This window comes from Bartonella sp. PS7NMGDW (genome assembly GCF_042193585.1).
GTDB classification, from domain to species: Bacteria; Pseudomonadota; Alphaproteobacteria; order Rhizobiales; family Rhizobiaceae; genus Bartonella; species Bartonella grahamii.
Map to the genome: position 1 here is coordinate 44,574 of NZ_JBHILX010000008.1, position 21,976 is coordinate 66,549.

Genomic DNA, 21,976 nt, shown 5'->3' on the forward strand with positions numbered 1-21,976 from the left:
TTTTTCTACCATTTTCTAAAGGATGAGATTATTAATACGACAATATCATTATCCTTCTAAACATTATCTCTAAATAAAAATTCTCAATCATTTTATTTAAAAATTGCTCTTCCCCTACTGATTTCTATATTATCATCTGCCTTTATTGCAAAACGGTCTTTATTAGGAAAAGTTATAAAACATCCCTTCATACAAATTGTAATTGTTTGATGAGTATTCAAAGAAACTTTTGAAGGTATACTTCCCTCGACAACAATGAGAGACTGTACCTTTAAATCTGTATTCTTCACTGTTGCGGCAAAAGCTGTTATGGTAAAAATATTCAATAGAATAACTGTAATCAAAGCATAAATATATTTCAGCATTCTAAGATTCCTTCCTCAGCAAAACGCTTATATAAGACAAATCGAAGAGCATTGGTTACATGAGAAGGTGAGGTAATATTAGGCACATAAATAGCTAAATTAAAGGAAAAACTCTTATGATCAAATGCTGTAAAACTCACCTGCGGGGTAGGATTTTTTAAAACGCCTTCTGTTGCAAAAGCAATCTCCAACAAAATTTCAGCAACATGCTCTGGAGCAACTTTAGATGATACAGTAACTGGTATATCAATTCGTCCTACTTTATTACGTCTAGTCCAATTACTAACGTTGTTATTAATAAGGCTTGAATTGGGAATAATAATCGTCTTACGCTGAATGGTCTCAAGTTCCGTTGCACGCACACTAATACGCTTAACAACACCACCTACTGATCCAGATTCTATATAGTCTCCTATTTTAAACGGTCTGCCAACTAAAATAATAAGTCCAGAGACAAAGTTTTGGACAATATTCTGTAAACCAAAACCTATACCAAGTGAAAGTCCTCCAGCAATAAGAGCGAAATTTCTAAGATCCAAACCTGCCATTGACAATCCCGTCAAAGCAGACACAACAACGCCTCCATAACTTATCACTGTTTTGATAGAATTCCGTATACCAGAATCAAACTCTCCATGGACCAACACCACACTATCTAACCAACCAATAAATCGGCGAATAAGAAACCAGCAAACACAAAAAGAAATAATTCCTGTTATAATAGAAATCAAAGAAAGAGTAATATTTCCAATCTGAAAACCAGTAACCAATTGCCACAATACTGCTTTCAAATCAGAATAGGAAAATCCAAACTGTACAGCAATTGGCATTGCACAAAATACAACAACAAATAAATTGAGAAAAACGCTCACAAAAACTCCCAATTGATTCATCGTTTTTTCTTCTAAATGAAACCTCTGCATCAAAAGATGACCAACCGTTGTTTTCATAAATTGGCCTTTAGTTCCAAGTGCTTGAGCGCTTTGTATTCCTAAATACATGAGAACTAAAAATGCTCCACCAATCATAATTTGCTGCATAATAAAACGTGCAAGACCAACATAACCTAAAAGATTTAACACAAAGAGCAGTACCCCCAAGCCAATAAGAGGAATGCGTATATAAAATGGCCAAAAGTATGGTTCTTTTTTTTCTCCTTGAAAACGCTTACGTCTAAATCGCAAAGGTACAAATGATATTATAAACAGCAATATCGCTACAAGAAAAACAGCAATAAAACTTTTAGCAATTGTCAAAGATAGAGGCGCTGAAATGATTTGATAAATACTATCAAGAACAGCATCAAATGCCAACACACCCGCTAAAGAAGTGAGTAAAATCACTAATTGATAAGCAGACGATGGTGCAATACTGAAAAGACGCGCATGGGGCATATTCGAAGATAAAAGAACAATTGCTAAGCGATTGATTAAAAATACTAAAATAATCTGACAACCTATCATATCAAAAACTGTTGTAAGCTTACCTAGATCTAAGTTAAAACTACGAAACAAAAACAACACAAGATAAACGCAAAGAGTACATATAAGCGAAGGTAAGAGAACTGAAATAAAGGCGATCAATAAGCGTTGTAAATAAGATATTTCCTCATTAGACTTCCTAAAGTGGCAATACACATGAACAAGAACTTTTCGAGAAAAATACGAAAGACCCAAAGTGATAAAAAGTGGAATTAAAAAGGAAAGAAATAGTTGTAACAACTTGAAATAAAATATAAAATTCCACCAAGAATTTAACAACAAAAGAAAATCTGATGAAGCCTCTTTTGTTTTTTGGGCGAGCTGTTTAACCATCGGAATCGAAAACTCAAACCTATACGTAAGCGTGCGTTTAAAAAGCTCCCGAGATTGAGAAATAGAAAGTTCAGCTATCCCATTTGCCGCTAAGAAAATTTCTTCAAAACGAAGCATGATACTGTTAATTTTAGCTTTTTGCTCTATCAAGTAAGAATACTCTTTCACTGAGCTTTTCAGTTTTTTTACGTCACGATGAAGCTCTGTTAATTGATCAAGAAGTGTATTAATCTCATTAAGAGGAGGACGCAAAACAAATGCTGCCTCAATAGCACGTTCACTGATATCTTGTGCACGTAACCGCAATTCTTCTAAAGAACGCTCATCTTCTGACTTTCTGTCAAAATCTCTTTTTAAAGTTTCACTATTTTCTTCAAGAGTCTCAATAATCAACTGTTGTTGTTGAATAATTTCATCAACTGAATAAGAATCTATTGTTTGTTCGACAATTGTATTTTGTGCACCCCTATTCCCCCATGCACCAGAATTAAATACAAAGATAATCCCCAAAAGAAGGAAAAGTATGTGGATGTTTTCTCTACAAAATGAATACATATCGACCTTATGCGCACAAAAAGGATTTTATCCCCCCTCCTTAATATGGTATAAAGCAGATATTTTCAACTTTTGTAGAATAATCTTATAAAAGCTTTCCCTTATCCTATAATACTGATAATAAGAGAAAAGGATAATAAATAAGCTGAACTCAATAAGATTAAAGAAGGCACTCTAGCATGTGTTTTTTGCACCTCTATTGCAAAAAAGAAAATTTTCTTCCTTTGACAACTTGGATTTTTCTATCCAGTTTAGGTGTATTCTTGACGAGCAACCTAGGAACGCGTGCCTATTTAATCAAACAGTCACACACTAATAATACCATTAAAACGAATAGATTTGATTTACACAATAAGCGTGATCAGTTGAATGTTACCACAACTGAAAACAAAAAACTTGTAACACTCCATACAGAATCTATTTTTACGAGAACCCTTCAAAAAATCCTAATATTGGATTTCTTTTTAATAAAGATTCCAGCTATTGATACGCGATTTCGTAGCGTTAAAACGCAATATTTCTCAAATAAACGCGCTCCTCCTAATGAACACACTTAAATTCTCTTCCTTGAATATAAAACGATCATCTTATTTTACTTGTGCTTTTAACTTTGAATAACTGTTAGATTGCCTATTAGCGGAATATATCATGCGTACACCTGGTTGGTTAACTACCCTTTATTGTTTTATTCTTTTAAGCAGCATTTATGTTGCCTTACCCAATTTATTTTCATACGAACAAGTTAAAAACTCGAAATTCTTACCCGACACCCGTGTAGCACTTGGTCTTGACCTTCAAGGAGGCTCTTCTCTCCTGCTCGAGGTTGATAGCAAAACGTTAAAACGCGATCAGTTACACATAGTTTTAGGCAGTGTACGCAATGTATTGCGTGAAAAACAAATCCGCACCTCAAGTGTGCGTATCGTTGAAGATAGCATTATTGCCCTTATTTCTGATCCATCGCAAACTGAAAAAGCACTCTCTGCTTTGAAAACATTAATAACCCCCATACACAGTAGCTTTGGTACAACAGAACATAACATCACGATCAGTGCTCAAAATGAAACTCTCCGCGTCACATTAACGGAAGCTGGTATAAAAGACCGTGTAAGCAATGCTATTGAACAAAGCTTAGAAATCATCCGTCGCCGTATAGATCAAGTTGGTGTTTCAGAACCAGCCATCCAAAAGGTCGGAAATGATCGTATTATGGTCCAATTGCCCGGACTACAAGATCCAAAACAACTACGTGATCTTTTAGGAACAACCGCTAAGATGAGTTTTCATCTTGTTCCTTCTAATGTGGACCCCAATAATCCCCCTATAGGTGTTTCTATTCTTCCTGGATATACTGATGCAACACAACATTATGCGATTTATGATCAGATCGCTTTAGATGGAAATGTTCTGAAAGATGCCCGTGCAGGTTTTGACCCCCAAATACCAGGACGTTCCATTATTTCATTTACTCTAGATTCCGCTGGTGCAAAAATATTTGCCGATATAACACGACAAAATATTAACCGTCCTTTTGCTATTGTTTTAGATAATAAGGTTTTAACCGCTCCGACCATCAATAGTGTCATTCCCAATGGACAAGGCCAAATTACAGGAAACTTTGACCCAAAAGAAGCCTCAACTCTGGCTGCTTTGCTTCGTGCTGGTTCCCTCCCCGCACCACTCACGGTCATTGAAGAGAGAACCGTAGGTCCAAATCTTGGTGCTGATGCCATCCAAATGGGACTTTACACCGGCATAATTGGCTTTATTCTTGTTGCAATTTTTATTTTTCTTCTCTACCGCATTTGGGGATTAATTGCCAATATAGCACTAGCTCTACACACGATTTTAACATTTGCTGCACTGAGTCTTTTGGGAGCTACGCTTACCCTGCCTGGTATTGCTGGTATTATTTTAGGCATCGGTATTGCCGTTGATGCTAATATTCTCATCAATGAACGTATCCGTGAAGAAAGTCGAAAAGGTGTGGGTGCTTTTGCAGCCCTAGATCGTGGATTTAAACACGCTTTTGCAACCATTGTTGATGCAAATGTTACAGCAATTATAGCGACCGTCTTACTATTTTGGTTCGGTACTGGTCCCGTTCGTGGTTTTGCCGTAACAATGTTGCTTGGTATTATCATCTCCATGTTTACAAATATCACCATTGTACGCATCATCATGATTTGGATCGTTCGTAAATGGAAAATTAAAAAATTGCATATTCACTCTGCTTTCAACATCCTGCCACAAAACACAACTTTCCACTTTATGAAAGCACGCTTCATTGGTATTGGCGTCTCAATTGTTTTATCAATGGCTTCAGTTTTTCTCTTTTTTAAGCCTGGATTGAATTTCGGAATTGATTTCATTGGCGGAAGCCAAATGAGTATTACCACGAAAGCACCAGCAGATCTAGCAACTCTGCGTTCCAAGCTTTCTACTCTTAATATTGGTGAAGTTACCTTGCAAAATATTGATAACGAAAATACCGTATTAATTCGCATGCAGAAACAAAGCGGTAGCGAAGCACAACAAACCATCGCCATTGATAAGGTCAAAACAGCTGTACAAAATATCTATCCCGATACCACATTCGATCAAATAGAAGTTGTTGGTCCCAAAATTTCAGGCGAGCTTGCCACAGCTGCTTTTACTGCTGTTATTCTTGCGGCTATTGCCATGTCTCTCTATATATGGTTACGCTTCGAGTGGTTCTTTGCCATTGGAGCAATTATCACTCTCATTCTAGACACCACAAAAATGATTGGCTTTTTTGCTTTATTTCAATTTGATTTTAATTTAACGGCTATCGCTGCACTCTTAACAATTGTTGGATATTCTATAAATGATAAAGTTGTCGTCTATGATAGGATGCGCGAGAATATGCGTCTTTATAAAAAAATGCCGTTGCGCGAGCTGATTGATCTGTCAATTAATCAGGTTCTTGTACGTTGTTTTTTTACATCAGCCACAACAATTCTTGCTATGCTCCCCATGGCGATATGGGGTGGAAGTGCTGTGCATAATTTTGCATTGCCCATGGTCTTTGGGATTATTATTGCAACATCATCCTCTATCTTTATTGCTGCTCCTATTTTACTCCTGCTAGGAAATTGGTGGCGTGAACGAAATAATCGTGCGATTACCAAAGTGAAATAAAAATGCCCTTTAATACGTATGATACATTTCTCCTCTCTTCTCATAGAAATATAATCATTTTCATTCATTCGCTTTTTGATCAAGAATAGTAAATAATCCATGCTCCACGACACACCACTTATCACAACTATTGTTGCAGGTTTATGTTTAGCATTTCTCTTGGGAATGATTGCTAGCCGTTTGCGTATTTCACCACTTGTAGGCTATTTGTTAGCTGGTGTTATTGTGGGACCCAATACAGGCGGATTTAAAATAGATTCCGTCATCATTAATCAACTTGCTGAAATTGGCATTATTTTGCTGATGTTTGGTGTTGGGCTCCACTTTTCATTAAAAGATCTTTTATCTGTCAAAGCTATTGCTGTCCCCGCTGCTATTGCACAAATGGCATTTTCTACTTTTCTAGGTTTGTGCCTTGGTTTGATTATGGGATGGGGCTTCAGTGGTAGTTTGATCTTCGGTCTTGCTTTATCCATAGCAAGTACTGTTATCCTGCTACGTGCTTTGCAGGAGCGTCATCTTATTGAAACAGAAAAAGGACGCATTGCAGTTGGATGGTTGATTATTGAGGATTTAGCAATGGTCCTTATACTTGTTCTCATCCCTTCCTTGGCAAGTGCCATCAGCAATACCAAAAAAGAAGCGTTTGATCCTCTTGTTCAATGGTTGGATTTAAGTATTTGGGGTATTTTTGGTCTCACCATCCTGAAAGTGATTGTATTTATTGCACTTATGCTCGTCATTGGGCGACGCGTTATCCCATGGCTTTTAAAAATGAGCGCACAATCGGGATCCCGTGAATTATTTCGTCTTAGCGTCTTTGCTATTGCATTAGGAGTAGCTTTCGGAGCCGCTCATTTATTTGGTGTTTCCCTTTCTCTTGGTGCTTTTTTTGCTGGTATGGTCATGAGTGAATCAGAATTAAGCCACCGTGCCGCAGAAGAATCTTTACCACTGCGCGATGCCTTTTCTGTTCTCTTTTTTGTTTCTGTAGGCATGTTATTTGACCCAGAGAAACTCTTAACTCATTTTTTTCCTCTCTTAGCAACCTTATTCATTATCGTAATCGGAAAATCTGCTGTTGCCTTTTTCATCGTTAAGGCTTTTCGCTATTCTAATGCAACAGCTTTGACTATTTCTGCAAGCCTTGCCCAAATCGGAGAATTTTCCTTTATCCTTGCTGGTTTAAGTTTAAGCTTAGGACTTTTAAACAATGACGCTCATGATTTAATTCTTGGAGGAGCAATTTTTTCTATTTTGCTCAATCCTCTTGTTTTCATTGCCTGTAATAAAATTAAAAAACGTCTAGAAAAAAATTCTGCATCTTCACAAAATGCCCAAACAATTATTGATATTGATCCACAAGATCCCGACCAAGATTTTTTACCGATGACCTTAAAAAATAACCATATCGTAATTATTGGCTATGGTCGTATTGGTAAGTGTGTTGCATTATCTTTAATAAATAGAGGTAAACCTGTAGTGATCGTAGAAGAATCAAAACGCCTCTCTGATAAAGCGATTGCAGATGGCTTTGAGGCTATTTGCGGCAATATCATTCAACAAGAAATAATGGACGCAGCAAATATAAATAATGCACATAAAGTTGTTATTACAATGCGAAGCACCATTGAAGTAGGAGAATGTATCGTGAATATACGGGATATGAAGAAAGATATCCATATAATCACACATGCATTATCCGACACAGAAACAGCATATCTCATTGATTTAGGTGCTGATGTTGTAGTAACGGATGATGAAGAAATTGCCAATGGCATTATGGAGTATATAACGGAACGAAGATCTGTACGGAATACGCTCAACCATGAAAATTTACAGAAAACATAAAATGGATAAAGAATCGTGAAAATAAAGCAATTTATATGGCCCTTGATTGGTATCTTAGCAATGCTGATATCTATTCGGATTCTTTATATGAAACTCTCTGCCATTTCATTTGGGGATGTATTGGAGCGCTTGAGCGATTTAAATGCACAGCATTGGTTACTAGCCTGTTTATGTTCTCTCCTAGCTTATGCTGCTCTTGCTGGATATGATCGAATTGCCTTGCAACATCTAGGGCATAAAATTTCTTGGATTTTTATCGCTATATGTTCATTTACAACCTACGCTCTTTCACACAATATCGGTGCTTCAGTTTTTTCTGGTGCCGTTGTGCGCTATCGTGCCTATAAAATGAAAGGATTAAACGGAACAGAAATCGCAATATTAGTAGGTTTTTGCTCTTTTACTTTTGTAATCGGAACAATCTTACTTTTGGGAATCGTTTTGGTGCTGCAACCCGAAATTATCACCCTCATTCACAAAGAACTTCCTGAATGGTTAGGAACAACGGTTGGAGCAATTTTACTCAGCTGTATAGCACTTTATACGTTTGGTAGCTGGCTTCAGTTAAAACCCTTACGCTTAGGTAAGAAAATTCAACTTTCTTATCCACGGTTGAAAATTGTTATTCAACAGCTTCTCATTAGCCCTCTAGAGCTTTTAGGAGCAGCAGGAATTATATATGCTGTTCTCCCACACAATGCAGATATTCATTTTATCTCTGTTCTTGGTGTTTTCCTAGCATCTTTTACGATAACTCTTCTCTCCAATGCTCCAGCAGGAGGAGTAGGAGTTCTTGAAGCTCTCTTCATAACAGGCATGCCCAATATAAATCCAACCGATGTTATTGCAGCACTTATTGTCTTTAGAATGTTTTATTTGATTATACCGCTCATCATTTCATTATTTGTGGTCGCCATTTTTGAAGCGCATCAATATTGGAAAAGAGCCTCCAAAACACCACCTGAATAAATAAAAGGCTATCAACGACTTCTTTTTTGTATGCCTATAAAGATTATAATCTATACTAAATTCGATTGTATATGTAAATTAATACAATCATTATTTGTATTTATCTTTTTTATATTGAAACTTGAAGGTCCCCTTTTATAAGAATCTTACTTTACGAAAAACATAGAAATATTTATCTATTTTCCTTCAAAAAAACTCCCATAAAATTGGATACTAAAAGTACTATTTCATAGTGTAATCGATTTTTATGTTAGATAAAGCACATGATTGCAAAACTTTTTGCAAAAAACAAATGCGCAAAATTAAAAACCTCTATCTGAAAATAATTTCATTTTATTGTTTGAAAAGAAAATTTATTATAGATAAAGAATACCTAAAGAACCCTTTTAATGAAAGAGCAAGCCTGCACCATTATACTATTTTTCCAATGTTGTGATAACTTTTAGCGCTTCAGAACGTTAATAAGAATCATTTTTATGCTTTTCTTCAATAGTCTTTATCCACACGTTAATCTCATTTATGATGCAAAAATAATAATTTTAATTAATTCATTATAAGAGGGATTGAAACAAAAGAAGTTTATTACAATAAAGTTTTTTTCAAAAAAAGAATAATTAATTATTATAAATCAATATATTATAATGATTCTGAGCAGCTTTCTTAATGTTTATCTTTTTAGCGGTTAAGCTAAAGGCAAAACAGTATAGCGTAACTGTAAGGTCTAATATTTAAAAACTTGAAGCCTTATTAAAGCTTATTTTCTGTCGTTTAGCAGGTATTAGCTTTAAACAATTAAACTGATCTAATTTTATTCCTGTTATGTCCATCTAACTACTTTGTTTTATCTTGATTTATCCTCTTGGAATACTGATGATTATTACAGAGATTTTTTGTTTAAGTAGGAGAGTTATCAAAAAATATCCACGCTACTGACACAACTAAAATGTAAAGTTTCTTCTATCTTTAAACAATATGCCAAAAATCCAAAAAAAATTTAATCAATTTATATTAAAAGAAGTGAAAACTGTTGATTTTTATACCCCTTTAATAACACAATTGTCGGTAAGAAACTTCTCCTTACCAATTGCGATTAAAAAAAAGAAACAATACGCATTAAAAGATCTTTAAATGTCTTTTGGAAGTTCTTTAAGCCCTCTAAAAGTACAAAACCTGATGACTAAGCTATATCAACAATCTTCACTTTTAAACAAACGCATATGGGGAAATCCTACTTCCCAATTTTATTTAGCAACTCGTATCTTAAAAAATTTACGCAATCAATTAAGTTATTTATGGTATAAAATCGAATGGTGGGTGATGAGGGGATCGAACCCACGACCCGCTGATTAAGAGTCAGCTGCTCTACCGACTGAGCTAATCACCCATAAGCTTCCCAAAAGATGAGAATGAGCGTTTCTATAACGCTCCTAAGGATGGATGTCCAGATATTTTGTTGTTTGTTATATAGACTCATTGTCTGTAAGGTTAAAAATATGATATTCTCCACTTGATCTTATATAAAAATAAACCCATTATAAGAAGCTTTATAAATAAATGTTCTGATTGTTATACAGAATCTATAGTTGGAGGATTATCGAGCATAATGCCCGAGCAAAATTTAGAGGAACCTTCTTGTGGTTTTAAGCGGGATGGGGCATCATTTTGTTTTATCAGTAATCACATGCATTCAAGCAATATTTTGCTGGTTTTTTCGTTGAATATAAATTTTTTTACATTCAATGTTCATGATCCAATATACGAATAAAAGCCTATGAATTTTTTTTGTCAATCGCGCGCTTTTAAGCTTCTAAAAGGTAAGGAATGATGGAATGGATCACTGATCCCCATGCGTGGTTTGGTTTGATCACGTTGGTTTTTCTCGAAATTGTTTTAGGAATAGATAACCTTATCTTTATTGCAATTTTAGCTGAAAAATTGCCACTGCATTTGCGTGACCGCGCACGCTTTCTAGGTCTTACTTTAGCATTAATTATGCGGCTCTTCCTTCTTACAGTTATCGGATGGGTTATGAGACTCGATAGGGTAATTCTTTCATTTTCATCTTTTGTCTTTAGTTGGCATAGCTTTATTTTAATCGGTGGTGGAGCCTTTTTGCTCGCAAAGGGAACGCTAGAATTACATGAAAGGTTAGAAGGGGTATCACATGAAAGAAAAACAGGCGTTGCTTATGCTGTTTTTTGGCAAGTAATTGTTCAAATCGTGGTGCTGGATGCCGTTTTTTCACTAGACAGTATTATTACCGCAACAGGGATGATTGCAAAAGAGCAGGCAACAGTTATGTATATCGCAGTCATAGCTGCTATGGGAGTAATGATGTGCGGATCTGGTGTTCTTATGCGTTTTATTAATCGTCATCCCACTATTGTAATCCTCTGTCTTGGTTTTTTGATGATGATTGGTTTTACTCTCATTGTTGAAGGATTTGGTTTTCATATTCCAAAAGGGTATTTGTATGCTGCTATTGGTTTTTCTGTTCTCATTGAAGCTTTTAATCAAATTGGACGTCGTAACCGTGAAAAATTGATTAAAACAAATGATCTACGCAGTAGAACAGCTGATGCTGTTTTGAGGCTCTTAGGAGGAGGAAGTAAAGATAGTCATCTTGCTGAGACCGTAGATGTTATTGCTGAACAGGCTGCAGCTTCTGAGTTGTTTAGACCAGAAGAAAAGGAGATGATTCGTGGTGTTCTCGATTTAGCTGATCGCCCTGTTCGCTCTATCATGTCGCCGCGTAATGAGATTGAGTGGTTAGATTTAAATGCTGATGAAAATGAAATGCGTGAAGAATTACAAAAGGTTAAACATAGCCGCTTAATTCTTGCGCGTGAAAAAGTAGATGAATTTGTTGGCGTTGCGTTGACAAAAGATCTTCTTTTGAATTTGGCTGAGGGGAAAAAAATTAATTGGAAAAAAGCTATGCGAGAACCCCTCGTTGTTCATGAAAATACAAGTGTTTTACGATTGATGGAGCAATTACGTCATTCTTCGATTCAGCTTGCAATTATTGTTGATGAACATGGATCTTTTGAAGGAATTGCAACACCAACCGATATTCTTGAAGCTATTGCAGGAGACTTTCCCGATGACGATGAAGAACTCATGATCGCAGAACAACTTGAAAATGGCAGTCTTCTTGTTGAGGGATATGCTGATATCCGCCGTTTAAGTGGTTATCTTGGGCGTAACCTTGTGGATGAAGCAGATCGTTATACGACTCTGGCAGGCTTTATGCTTTGGCAGTTTGGTCATTTACCAAATGAGGGAGAAAGTTTTGAAACTGATGGTTTACACTTTAAAGTGATTGAAATGGAACGCCGAAACATATCTAAAATCCTTATTTCTCCAATTGTCTTACCAGAAAAAAGCTAATTCTTTTTATAAGCAAGATGAATAAAAAGATTTTTTTATGATTAAAAATTGAAAAGAATAAGAAGTTGATGACTTAATTGCATTTCATTATTTTTATATTTTTTAAGCGTAAAGTAATGAACATACAAAAGTTATGTTATCAATAAACTTTCCATTATAAAAATTTTCATTGATGATTTACAAAAAGCTGTAAGAGAAAAAATGATGCAAAATTATTTGTCAATGGTCATTAATCTCAAAAATTATGAATATATACAACATATTGATTTATAATAATTATTTATTATAACATTAGCTTCACATCAAGAAATCATCTTTCAAACATCAGATTTCTGCCAATGGATAGAACTCCGCCATTGTTGGGTTCACTCAACTGATAATGGCAGCGTTAAACTAGACTCTGGTTCCTATAATTTTTTGAGATCTTCTTGATATTTCTTATCTTTTGTTTCGATAAATTTAGCTATTTTTTTCCTTCCAAGAATGAAGCTCCACCTCTCTGGAAAGCTCTTATTAAGAACTTTGTTTTTCTTCCACATGGCTCGTATTTTTTGCTACTTTTGCAATTAAAGTGTAGCTGAGTTTCTTAGATTTCACCACTTCTTTGGCTAAAGCCAATGCACGTTCAAGATGAGTCTTTTGGGTATTTTCATCAAAGCTAAATGATCCCCTGCACTGAAACTTTGATAATAAGACTGTAAGGTTGCAACATTACCCAATAAAGCCAGTGCACCAATATGAAGTAGCTATAATCTGCATCATCTATCTTGATAACCTTATTGCCTCAACTTCACTCTTTTGCCAAGGTAGTGCTCCATATCTGGAATAAAAGCATTTATGAAGATCAATTTTTTTCTATCGCCTATTTCAAGAGATAATCAAGCTTAATTCCAACCAATCCGCATATATTTCTTCTTCACAAACTCTCAACCCCTTTTTATAAAAATCAAGTTGTAGATCTTGTAAGTGCTGAGAATTGATAGGGATCAATTACCATGCAGGCAGTAGCTAAAATACCAGTACTAATCGAAACTCCAACATCAAATTACGGATAACCTTTGATAATTGCGTCATTATAAAGAATTTGTACTTCACAATCTGGTAGTTGATAACGTGCTGAATAATTATCTACCTCTTTAATTTCTTCAACAGACCAATCAAGATTTTTGAAGAACACTGTTGCACTCTCCATGGCTAAAAAATTCTTTGCTCTACCTCAAAAGAGGTTGTATCCATATCAAAAGTCAAAAGCGAAGCAGATTTTTGCAAATAAAATTGATAACGCCGTATAAGAGAAGAATCTTATCATAAAAAACACACAACAAAGTCAATAGTTTGTGTGAAATTATTTCATATGAATTCCATTTAGAATTCACACTTTATACGTGATTCAATTGACCATTTTTTATAAACAATTGCCATGTATGAATAGACTATAAAAAGCAAATTATGATGCAAATGTTATAAGGCATGTAAACATTCAAATAAAGTGAAAAGCAGCTATCATTCATAACAGTTCATAAACTTTATGATAGGTTTTTATCACACACAAATCGCATTGTTAAAAACGTAATCGTTTGAAATTATCGATAACATAAATTGCATGCGCTTAAAGAATAGCATACTTCAAACCAAATGTTTGTCGCATCACGCGCCCTGTTCAAACTAATAATAACATATTCATTACCTAATAGAATACCAACTCCTGCACCTGCATAAAGCGAAGCAATAATCCACCCATTATGGCTATGCTGCATGACCATAATAGAACCCAAAACCACCATTGCTGCACTCGCAACACGAGAAGCAAAACGGATCAAGTGTTAACGCCATGGAAATAATAAGTGCACTCATTACTATAGCTGCACAAGATAGCATGTGAGGAGCAAGAGATATATTCCGAATTCTGCCAAACGTAAAGAACATACTCCCAACTAAATAACCACCGTAATTAGCGCTAGCTATATAAAAAAGTTGATTAAAGGTAAACAATCCCTCATCCAACATAACTGGCAATATTGGTGTATAGAGAAATCACCCGATACCCATTCTCAAAACCATAATAACCATACCGAATACAGCGTTTTGAAACAATTCAAATTTTGACGATTATTTTTATCCCCATTATTATTCCTTTAACTGGTGATATTCCTCATCCGCGTTCCATCTCACCATAAAAGCCTTTAGCTCGAAAAATAGAATAAAAGAAAATTTAGCTATCTATTTTAATGCTCAAAACAACATATTTAGCGATCTACTGTCAAAAATGCCAGATCAATTATACAATAACATATTGAATTAATTATGTATTTTTATGTTATAAATGTTTTATAGTTAAATTGAAAGCATATTTAGATAATCTTGCTTTTTTATCTCGATATTCAAAATGACTAACCGAGAAGTTATGTACACAACCGTAAATCTTACTTCTCTTAAAATCATTTTCTTCTTCGCTATAAAACTTAATAAACAACTCAAATGGACCATTTTCATGAAAGAGGAAATTAGCTTCTTTTTTGGTAATATTGTTATTTAGAATGATATGCAGTTGAAGAATTTGGTGCACCCGACAGAATTCGAATCTGTGACCTCTGCCTTCGGAGGGCAGCGCTCTATCCAGCTGAGCTACGGGTGCTTCAAACTGATTATTAAAATCAGTTATGGTCTTTTAACTAATCATACTCTTAGCTTCAATGCTAAATTATCATTCTAATAAAAAAATTACTTGTTTGTAACTTATCTAACGATGCACTCCTCTTACTTTTCAATGATACTTTACCTTGAAATAACTTCTCTTTATTCAATGCTCTTTTTATTATAAAAAGAGCTTTTGTTACAACTTCAAAACTCTCAAAAATAAATTACAACATACATTATAAGTATCAGGATAATTTTTAAATGACTACATTACCAAGTCGCTTTCATTTTATTTCCGCAGAAACTGAGGACGCTATCAAAGCTACCCATAAATTAATTTCCGTTTATGGTCATTCTTCTCTGGAAGAAACTGATATTGTTGTTGCAATCGGTGGTGATGGGACAATGTTACAAACCGTACGAGACGTCATGAACACAGGCAAACCTATTTATGGCATGAATCAAGGTTCTGTAGGATTTCTTATGAATGAATTTCATGAAAAAAAATTGCCCAATCGTATTGCTGTCGCACATAAAAAAGAAATTCATCCCCTGCGCATGATTGCAAAATCTGAATGTCAAGATTCTATCGAGGCGCTTGCAATTAATGAAGTATCCCTCTTTCGGCAATCTTATCAAGCCGCAAAAATTCGCATCACTATTGATAACAAAGTACGCATGGAACAATTAAGTTGTGATGGTGTCCTCGTCGCTACACCAGCTGGATCGACCGCCTATAATTTATCAGCACAAGGACCTATTTTACCTCTTATGGCCCCCCTTATGGCCCTCACTCCCGTTAGCCCTTTTCGCCCTCGGCGTTGGCATGGAGCTTTGCTTCCCAATACAGTAATAGTGCGCTTTGATATGCTTGAACCTGACAAACGCCCTGTCAACGCTGCTGCAGATAATATTGAAGTTAAATCTGTCCATTCAGTTACTATTTCAATGGCAACAGAAGTAACAGCTTCAATCCTTTTTGACTCAAATCATTCATGGGATGAGCGCATTTTATCAGAACAATTTCGCTATTAATGATTGTATTATGCTTTTTATGTGTATATGATTGTTATAGTTAGTTTTTTTGTGAAAACATCTTAACACTCTTAAGAGTATAGAATATTGGTTATAATTATCATTTAGATAGCGCAGTTAAAATCACAGAGCAATTGATAAAAAAATGATACCATCTTTAAACAGTTTTGCTGATTTAGGTCTTTCCGCAAAAGTTATTAATGCGGTGGAATCAGCGGGATATACAGCTCCAACACCTATTCAAAGTGAAACAATTCCACATGTCCTTCAAAGAAAAGACGTTTTAGGAATCGCCCAAACGGGAACAGGTAAAACCGCTTCTTTCGTATTGCCTATGCTCACTCTCCTTGAAAAAGGTCGTGCAAGAGCACGAATGCCCCGTACGCTCATCTTAGAACCAACACGGGAAATTGCAGCTCAAGTTGAAGAAAATTTCGACAAATACGGAATAAATCATCGTTTAAATGTTGCTCTTTTGATTGGTGGAGTTTCTTTTGAACTCCAAGATCGCAAACTTGAACGGGGAGCTGATGTTCTTATAGCAACACCAGGGCGCCTTCTCGATCATTGCGAGCGCGGTAAACTGCTCCTGATGGGCGTTGAAATCCTTGTTATTGATGAAGCTGATCGCATGTTGGATATGGGCTTTATTCCTGATATTGAACGCATCTGTAAGCTAACTCCTTTTACACGTCAAACTTTGTTCTTTTCTGCAACAATGGCGCCAGAAATTGCAAAAATAACAAAGCAATTTTTACATTCTCCTGTTTCTGTTGAAGTTACAAAAGCATCCTCAACCGCAACCACAATTACACAGCGGCTCGTCAAATCGGGAAGTAAGTCATGGGATAAAAGAGCTGTTTTGCGAGAACTTATTCATAATGAAGGTGCAGAACTTCAAAACGCTATTATTTTCTGTAATCGGAAAAGAGATATCTCTGAACTTTTTAGATCTCTCATCAGACATAATTTTAGTGTAGGTGCGCTTCATGGAGATATGGACCAATACTCACGCATGAGCACATTAGCTGATTTTAAAGACAATAAACTCACACTTCTTGTTGCATCTGATGTTGCCGCCCGTGGACTTGATATCCCCGCCGTAAGCCATGTCTTCAATTATGACGTTCCCACACATGCTGAAGACTATATTCATCGAATTGGTCGTACAGGGCGTGCAAATCGTAGCGGAAAAGCTTTTACAATTGTCACAAAAGCTGATCAAAAATATATCAATGCCATTGAGGAAATGAGTAATGAAAAAATTGAATGGCTCAATGGAGATCTTTCAACTTTAATAGCCGATGATCAAACAGAAGGTATTGTTGTAAAGAAAAAATCTTCAAAATCACCAAAGAAAACTGCTCCAAAAGAGCCTGTTGCTCACACTAAAAAATCTGTAGAAGAGAATGAAACAGAATGTATCAAAAATGCAAATGATAAAGAGAAGCCATCTGAGCAACAACGCCCACGAAAAAATAAGAATTACACGCCCCTTGGATTTGGTGATGATATTCCTGCTTTCATGCTTATAAAAACGTGTAAATAAATTCGCTCTTTACTCTCTTTAAGAGTGAAATGAACGAAATGCTTAAAAAAAAGCCGCTCTTATTTCCTAGAGAGTCTTTCTGCTACCTTTTCACGCCCTAAAAGCTGCAAAATTTTTCCCATTTCAGGTCCATGATCCATGCCTGTAAGTGCCTGACGTAATGGCATAAATAAAGCTTTTCCTTTTCGACCTGTTTTTTCTTTTAATGCTGTTGTCCAAATTTTCCAACTTTCCTCATTCAAAGCACCTTCAGGTAAGAAATCGAGTGATTGACGCACAAATACACGATCCTCTAGTGCCACTGTATCAAAATTCTGTTCATCATGAATGATTTTCCACCACAAAACAGCATCATTGACTTTATTAATATTGTTTCTTATCGCGTTCCAGAAATATTCCGCCTTATCTCCCTCAATAGAAAGTTTTTTAAGGCGCATTTTTACTTCTTCATAGGTTAACTCATGGACAAGATGACTATTCAAAGCAAGAAGATCAGCAATATCAAATTTTGCAACGGATCTTGACGTATCTTGGAGATTAAAATGCTCTAAAAGCGCTGCTTGATTAGGATAGGGATGCACATTTTGCGATGTCCCAATCAAAACGGCAAGGCATTGAACAGCTATAGATTCAAATCCTTCTTCCCTTAGAGAACGAATAGAAAGATCATTATTACGTTTTGAAAATCCTTTTCCTAAAACTGTCGCCAATAAATTGGTATGAGCAAAAACCGGTAATTCTGCATTAAGAGCTTTAAAAATAGCAATTTGAGCGCCTGTATTTGTAATATGATCATCCCCACGAATAATATGCGTAATAGCCATATCTACATCATCAACAATAGAGGGCAATGTATAAAGATAGCTTCCATCTTCACGAATAAGAACAGGATCTGAAAGAGAAGCCAAATCAATCGTCTGCTTTCCCTTTATTGCATCATTCCAGCAAACTTCTGTTCGCTTTGTTTGTAAAGGATCACTTTCAAAATTAGGAAGAAGAAAACGCCAATGGGGTTTACGACCTTGAGATTCAAAGTTTTTTTTCTCTTCTGCTGTCAATTTTAATGCTGCACGGTTATAAATAGGAGGCAATTTGCGTGAAAGCTGGATTTTACGACGTCGCTCTAATTCTTCTGCAGTCTCATAACAGGGATAAAGAAGCCCGCGTTGTTTGAGAATTTCCGCAACTTCATCATATCGATTAAATCGCTTAGATTGGTAATAAATTGAATCTGGTTGAATACCAAGCCATTCAAGGTCAACAGCAATAGCATCGATATATTCTTGTTTAGAACGTTCAACATCTGTATCATCATAGCGCAAGATAAATGCTCCTTTATGCGCTTGCGCATAAAGCCAATTGAAAAGCGCAATACGGATATTGCCAATATGAATATAACCTGTTGGAGAGGGAGCAAAACGAACTTTAACCATAAAATAATACTCAATTTTTATCGCGAAAATGATTGACTATGGGATAGCGACGATCGCGTCCGAAATTCTTGTAACTGATTTTTACACCGGGTGCAGATTGTCGTCTTTTATATTCGGCACCATAAAGAAGCTGTTCAACTTTCTCAACAGTTTCCCGTGAATACCCACGTTTAATAATATCACAAATACTCATGTCATTTTCTATAAGAGATTGCAAGATATCATCTAGAATAGGATAAGGCGGAAGAGAATCTTCATCTTTTTGATTTTCCCGCAGCTCTGCAGAAGGCGTTTTTTCTATAATATTGGATGGAATGACAATTCCTTCTGGTCCTTTCAAATTGTGCAAGTGATTTTTATTGCGCCACTCAGCTAATGCATAAACCTGCATTTTATAAATATCCTTAATAGGATTAAACCCGCCATTCATATCACCATACAGTGTTGCATATCCCACAGCCATTTCCGACTTATTGCCTGTTGTCACTACCATTGAGCCAAATTTATTGGAAAGTGCCATTAAAATAGTCCCACGTACACGGCTTTGAAGATTTTCTTCTGTCACATCAGACGGCAACCCTAAAAAAACTGGCGCCATTGCGTTCAAAAAAGCTTCAACAGGTTGCTCAATCGGTATTATTTCATAATGACATCCTAGAAGTTGTGCACACTCTTTAGCATCTTTTAACGATTCTTGTGAAGTATAATGATAGGGCATCATAATGGTGCGAACTCTCTCAGAGCCAAGAGCATCCACCGCCATTGCCGTACACAGGGCTGAATCAATTCCTCCTGAAAGACCAAGAATAACATCCTTAAAGCGATTTTTATTAACGTAATCTCTCAACCCTAAAACACAAGCTTGATAATCGGCCGCTAATCCATTGAGAAGACTTTCATTAGGACCTGAAATACAGTGCCATCCCGTCGTTATTTTTTGCCAATGGCTCAAAGCAATATGGCTATCAAAGTGCTTCATTTGAAATATCTTTTTTCCTTCTCCATTCAAGGCAAAAGACCCGCCATCAAAAACGAGCTCATCTTGACCACCAACTTGATTAGCATAAATAATTGGTACCCCAGATCGTAGAGCTTGCGTATGAACAACATCTATACGTTTTAAGGTTTTATTACGATAGTAGGGAGATCCGTTAAGGACAAGAATAATTTCCGCTCCTTTATTACCAAGCTCCGCACAAAGTGAAGAATCATTCCAAATATCTTCACAAATCACTATTCCTAGTCCTACCCCACGATAGATAAGAGGCTCAGCTCGTGGGCCTGAAGAAAATAAACGCTTTTCATCAAATTCAGCATAATTAGGTAGATCAAACTTCAAATTTTCGGCAATGACTCGCCCTTCATCAAGAAGCATGACACCGTTGTAAATATTGCCATTGCGTCTTAATGGAAGACCAATGACAATTCCTGGTCCACCTACGGTTATCTTTGCTAATTTCTTAACAGTCTCTTCACATGTTTTTGTAAAAGCAGGTTTTAGAACAAGATCTTCCGGCGGATAAGCGCTTATAAAAAGTTCCGTGAATAAAACAAGATCAGCCCCCTCTTCTTTGGCCTTTTGATGTGCCATGGCAGCTAAAGAAAAATTCCCCTCAATATCACCAACAATAGGATTTAATTGGGCAATTGATACCCGAAAATCATTTTTCATAAGCCTTTGTATCATTTCATCAGTTTAGCAACCACAACTTTATTCTTCATCATCAGGAAATATCACTTTTTTAAAAATTCTCTTCTGCCATAATGACCTAAAAGTATATTAGGCAAATTTTTCCTACCCACCAGCAGCAATTCCTAACGAATCATTCGCACGATTTTTTTTAAGGAGTTCAGCAACAAGAAAAGCCAATTCTAACGCTTGATCTGCATTTAACCGTGGATCACATTGCGTATGATAACGATCAGATAAATCGTCTACAGAAATAGCATGCGCCCCTCCTGTACATTCAGTAACATCACGACCTGTCATCTCAATATGAATACCTCCTGGATAAGTTCCCTCTCCACGATGCACTGCAAAAAAATTCTCTACTTCTTTTAAAACATAATCAAAGGGACGCGTCTTATAACCATTGGCAGTAATTGTATTGCCATGCATTGGATCACATGACCATATAACCGCACGCTTCTCACGTTCAACGGCACGGATGAGTTTAGGCAGATAACTTTCAACTTTATCATAACCAAAGCGCGTAATGAGAGTAAGCCGCCCCAGTTCGTTTTCAGGATTTAAAATATCAATTAATTTTAAAACCTCATCAGGTTCAATGGAAGGACCACATTTTAATCCTATAGGATTTTTAATGCCGCGACAATATTCAACGTGAGCATGGTCAATCTGACGTGTACGGTCACCAATCCATAACATATGACCGGATGTTGCATACCAATTTCCTGAAGTTGAATCAATCCGAGTCAAAGCCTCTTCATAACCAAGCAAAAGTGCTTCATGACTGGTATAAAAAGATGTTTCACGCAATGAAGAATGTGTTTTGGATGTAATCCCTATAGAACGCATAAAATCAATTGATTCAGAAATACGCTCTGCCAATAATTCATAACGTTCCCCCTGCGGACTGTTAGAAACAAAACTCAACATCCATGTGTGAACATTTTCTAAATTAGCATAGCCACCTTGTGAGAAAGCACGCAATAGATTAAGTGTTGCCGCAGATTGGCGATAAGCCATAGACATCCGTTGCGGATCTGGAATACGAGAACCGGCTTCAAATTCAATGCCATTAATAATATCCCCACGATAAGCAGGAAATTCAACTCCCTCTTTGCTTTCGATATCAGAAGAGCGAGGCTTTGCAAATTGACCAGCAATACGACCAATTTTAACAACTGGTTTAGAACTACCAAAGGTTAAAACAATCGCCATTTGCAAAAATACACGAAAAAAATCACGGATATTATCAGCTTCATGTTCTGCAAAGCTTTCGGCACAATCACCACCTTGCAATAAAAAAGCTTGTCCTTTTGCAACGGCTGCTAATTCATTTTTTAAATCACGTGCTTCACCGGCAAAAACTAAAGGAGGATAGCTTCTCAGTTTTCGTTCAACATCTTCTAACATAGACTTATCCGGATAAGTCGGAACTTGTTTAATTGGCCTTGTTCTCCAGGAGTCAGGCGCCCATTCTTTTATCATTACACTCTCGCTAAAGATTAATCTTAAAGATTGGCATATCA

14 protein-coding genes, 2 tRNA genes and 1 pseudogene are annotated in these 21,976 nt (G+C 36.2%); 7 read left to right on the forward strand and 10 right to left on the reverse strand.

Annotated features, from left to right (window positions below):
- Positions 1–92: 92 nt before the first annotated feature.
- Positions 93–365: a hypothetical protein gene (locus ACFIKJ_RS05860; protein ID WP_375626209.1), complete on the reverse strand. Its 273-nt coding sequence runs from the start codon at positions 363–365 to the stop codon at positions 93–95.
- A complete protein-coding gene (locus tag ACFIKJ_RS05865) occupies positions 359–2,734 on the reverse strand; it encodes a mechanosensitive ion channel domain-containing protein (RefSeq protein WP_375627224.1) in 2,376 nt (791 codons plus the stop codon). The genes ACFIKJ_RS05860 and ACFIKJ_RS05865 overlap by 7 nt, the downstream gene beginning before the upstream one ends.
- A 179-nt stretch (positions 2,735–2,913) precedes the next feature.
- Here ACFIKJ_RS05865 and ACFIKJ_RS05870 point away from each other — a divergent pair, with 179 nt between their 5' ends.
- The 4 genes from ACFIKJ_RS05870 (at position 2,914) to ACFIKJ_RS05885 (ending at position 8,716) form a co-directional block, all read left to right on the forward strand.
- On the forward strand, positions 2,914–3,291 hold the full coding sequence (locus tag ACFIKJ_RS05870; protein ID WP_375648630.1) for a hypothetical protein: 378 nt from the start codon (positions 2,914–2,916) through the stop codon (positions 3,289–3,291).
- A 91-nt stretch (positions 3,292–3,382) separates the two neighbouring features.
- Positions 3,383–5,896 carry a protein translocase subunit SecD gene (secD, locus tag ACFIKJ_RS05875; protein WP_375670344.1) on the forward strand — a complete coding sequence of 838 codons (2,514 nt, stop codon included), beginning with the start codon at positions 3,383–3,385 and terminating at the stop codon, positions 5,894–5,896.
- Between the two features lie 99 nt (positions 5,897–5,995).
- Positions 5,996–7,747: a YbaL family putative K(+) efflux transporter gene (ybaL, locus tag ACFIKJ_RS05880; RefSeq protein ID WP_375627221.1), complete on the forward strand. Its 1,752-nt coding sequence runs from the start codon at positions 5,996–5,998 to the stop codon at positions 7,745–7,747.
- A gap of 15 nt (positions 7,748–7,762) precedes the next feature.
- Complete coding sequence (locus ACFIKJ_RS05885) at positions 7,763–8,716, forward strand: YbhN family protein (RefSeq protein WP_375627219.1); 954 nt, start codon at positions 7,763–7,765, stop codon at positions 8,714–8,716.
- A 1,308-nt stretch (positions 8,717–10,024) separates the two neighbouring features.
- Here the strand turns inward: ACFIKJ_RS05885 and ACFIKJ_RS05890 are convergent.
- A tRNA-Lys gene (locus ACFIKJ_RS05890) sits at positions 10,025–10,100 on the reverse strand.
- Positions 10,101–10,537: 437 nt separating this feature from the next.
- Between ACFIKJ_RS05890 and ACFIKJ_RS05895 the strand changes: the two genes are divergently transcribed.
- A complete protein-coding gene (locus ACFIKJ_RS05895; protein ID WP_375651893.1) occupies positions 10,538–12,106 on the forward strand; it encodes a TerC family protein in 1,569 nt (522 codons plus the stop codon).
- A 608-nt stretch (positions 12,107–12,714) separates the two neighbouring features.
- Here ACFIKJ_RS05895 and ACFIKJ_RS05900 read toward each other — a convergent pair.
- From ACFIKJ_RS05900 to ACFIKJ_RS05915, 4 genes and pseudogenes are all read right to left on the reverse strand, one after another.
- Positions 12,715–12,843 carry a hypothetical protein gene (locus tag ACFIKJ_RS05900; protein ID WP_375626294.1) on the reverse strand — a complete coding sequence of 43 codons (129 nt, stop codon included), beginning with the start codon at positions 12,841–12,843 and terminating at the stop codon, positions 12,715–12,717.
- Positions 12,844–13,151: 308 nt separating this feature from the next.
- Positions 13,152–13,283 (reverse strand): hypothetical protein, encoded by a 132-nt coding sequence (locus ACFIKJ_RS05905; protein WP_375670345.1) that lies wholly within the window; start codon positions 13,281–13,283, stop codon positions 13,152–13,154.
- Positions 13,284–13,689: 406 nt separating this feature from the next.
- Positions 13,690–14,113 (reverse strand): annotated as a pseudogene (locus ACFIKJ_RS05910) (YbfB/YjiJ family MFS transporter).
- A gap of 551 nt (positions 14,114–14,664) precedes the next feature.
- Positions 14,665–14,741: transfer RNA gene (locus tag ACFIKJ_RS05915), tRNA-Arg, on the reverse strand.
- A 263-nt stretch (positions 14,742–15,004) separates the two neighbouring features.
- Here ACFIKJ_RS05915 and ACFIKJ_RS05920 point away from each other — a divergent pair.
- Together ACFIKJ_RS05920 and ACFIKJ_RS05925 are read left to right on the forward strand one after the other, a co-directional pair.
- Positions 15,005–15,778: an NAD kinase gene (locus tag ACFIKJ_RS05920; RefSeq protein ID WP_375626223.1), complete on the forward strand. Its 774-nt coding sequence runs from the start codon at positions 15,005–15,007 to the stop codon at positions 15,776–15,778.
- Positions 15,779–15,923: 145 nt separating this feature from the next.
- Complete coding sequence (locus ACFIKJ_RS05925; RefSeq protein ID WP_375648402.1) at positions 15,924–17,327, forward strand: DEAD/DEAH box helicase; 1,404 nt, start codon at positions 15,924–15,926, stop codon at positions 17,325–17,327.
- 59 nt (positions 17,328–17,386) lie between these two features.
- Here ACFIKJ_RS05925 and gltX read toward each other — a convergent pair whose 3' ends face one another.
- The 3 genes from gltX to ACFIKJ_RS05940 all read right to left on the reverse strand — a co-directional run bounded on the left by gltX (position 17,387) and on the right by ACFIKJ_RS05940 (position 21,935).
- Positions 17,387–18,760 carry a glutamate--tRNA ligase gene (gene gltX / locus ACFIKJ_RS05930; RefSeq protein ID WP_375627210.1) on the reverse strand — a complete coding sequence of 458 codons (1,374 nt, stop codon included), beginning with the start codon at positions 18,758–18,760 and terminating at the stop codon, positions 17,387–17,389.
- 10 nt (positions 18,761–18,770) lie between these two features.
- Positions 18,771–20,432 (reverse strand): NAD+ synthase, encoded by a 1,662-nt coding sequence (locus tag ACFIKJ_RS05935; RefSeq protein WP_375670346.1) that lies wholly within the window; start codon positions 20,430–20,432, stop codon positions 18,771–18,773.
- A gap of 123 nt (positions 20,433–20,555) precedes the next feature.
- Entirely contained in the window at positions 20,556–21,935 is a 1,380-nt protein-coding gene (locus tag ACFIKJ_RS05940; RefSeq protein ID WP_375627207.1) for a class II 3-deoxy-7-phosphoheptulonate synthase, read from the reverse strand.
- Positions 21,936–21,976 lie beyond the last annotated feature (41 nt).

Bases quoted from the DNA above. Each gene is read 5' to 3' on its own strand.
- gltX (WP_375627210.1), bottom strand. From the start codon at position 18,760: ATGGTTAAAGTTCGTTTTGCTCCCTCTCCAACAGGTTATATTCATATT.
- ACFIKJ_RS05935 (WP_375670346.1), bottom strand. From the start codon at position 20,432: ATGAAAAATGATTTTCGGGTATCAATTGCCCAATTAAATCCTATTGTT.
- ybaL (WP_375627221.1), top strand. From the start codon at position 5,996: ATGCTCCACGACACACCACTTATCACAACTATTGTTGCAGGTTTATGT.
- ACFIKJ_RS05920 (WP_375626223.1), top strand. From the start codon at position 15,005: ATGACTACATTACCAAGTCGCTTTCATTTTATTTCCGCAGAAACTGAG.
- secD (WP_375670344.1), top strand. From the start codon at position 3,383: ATGCGTACACCTGGTTGGTTAACTACCCTTTATTGTTTTATTCTTTTA.
- ACFIKJ_RS05860 (WP_375626209.1), bottom strand. From the start codon at position 365: ATGCTGAAATATATTTATGCTTTGATTACAGTTATTCTATTGAATATT.
- ACFIKJ_RS05870 (WP_375648630.1), top strand. From the start codon at position 2,914: ATGTGTTTTTTGCACCTCTATTGCAAAAAAGAAAATTTTCTTCCTTTG.
- ACFIKJ_RS05895 (WP_375651893.1), top strand. From the start codon at position 10,538: ATGATGGAATGGATCACTGATCCCCATGCGTGGTTTGGTTTGATCACG.
- ACFIKJ_RS05940 (WP_375627207.1), bottom strand. From the start codon at position 21,935: ATGATAAAAGAATGGGCGCCTGACTCCTGGAGAACAAGGCCAATTAAA.
- ACFIKJ_RS05865 (WP_375627224.1), bottom strand. From the start codon at position 2,734: ATGTATTCATTTTGTAGAGAAAACATCCACATACTTTTCCTTCTTTTG.
- ACFIKJ_RS05925 (WP_375648402.1), top strand. From the start codon at position 15,924: ATGATACCATCTTTAAACAGTTTTGCTGATTTAGGTCTTTCCGCAAAA.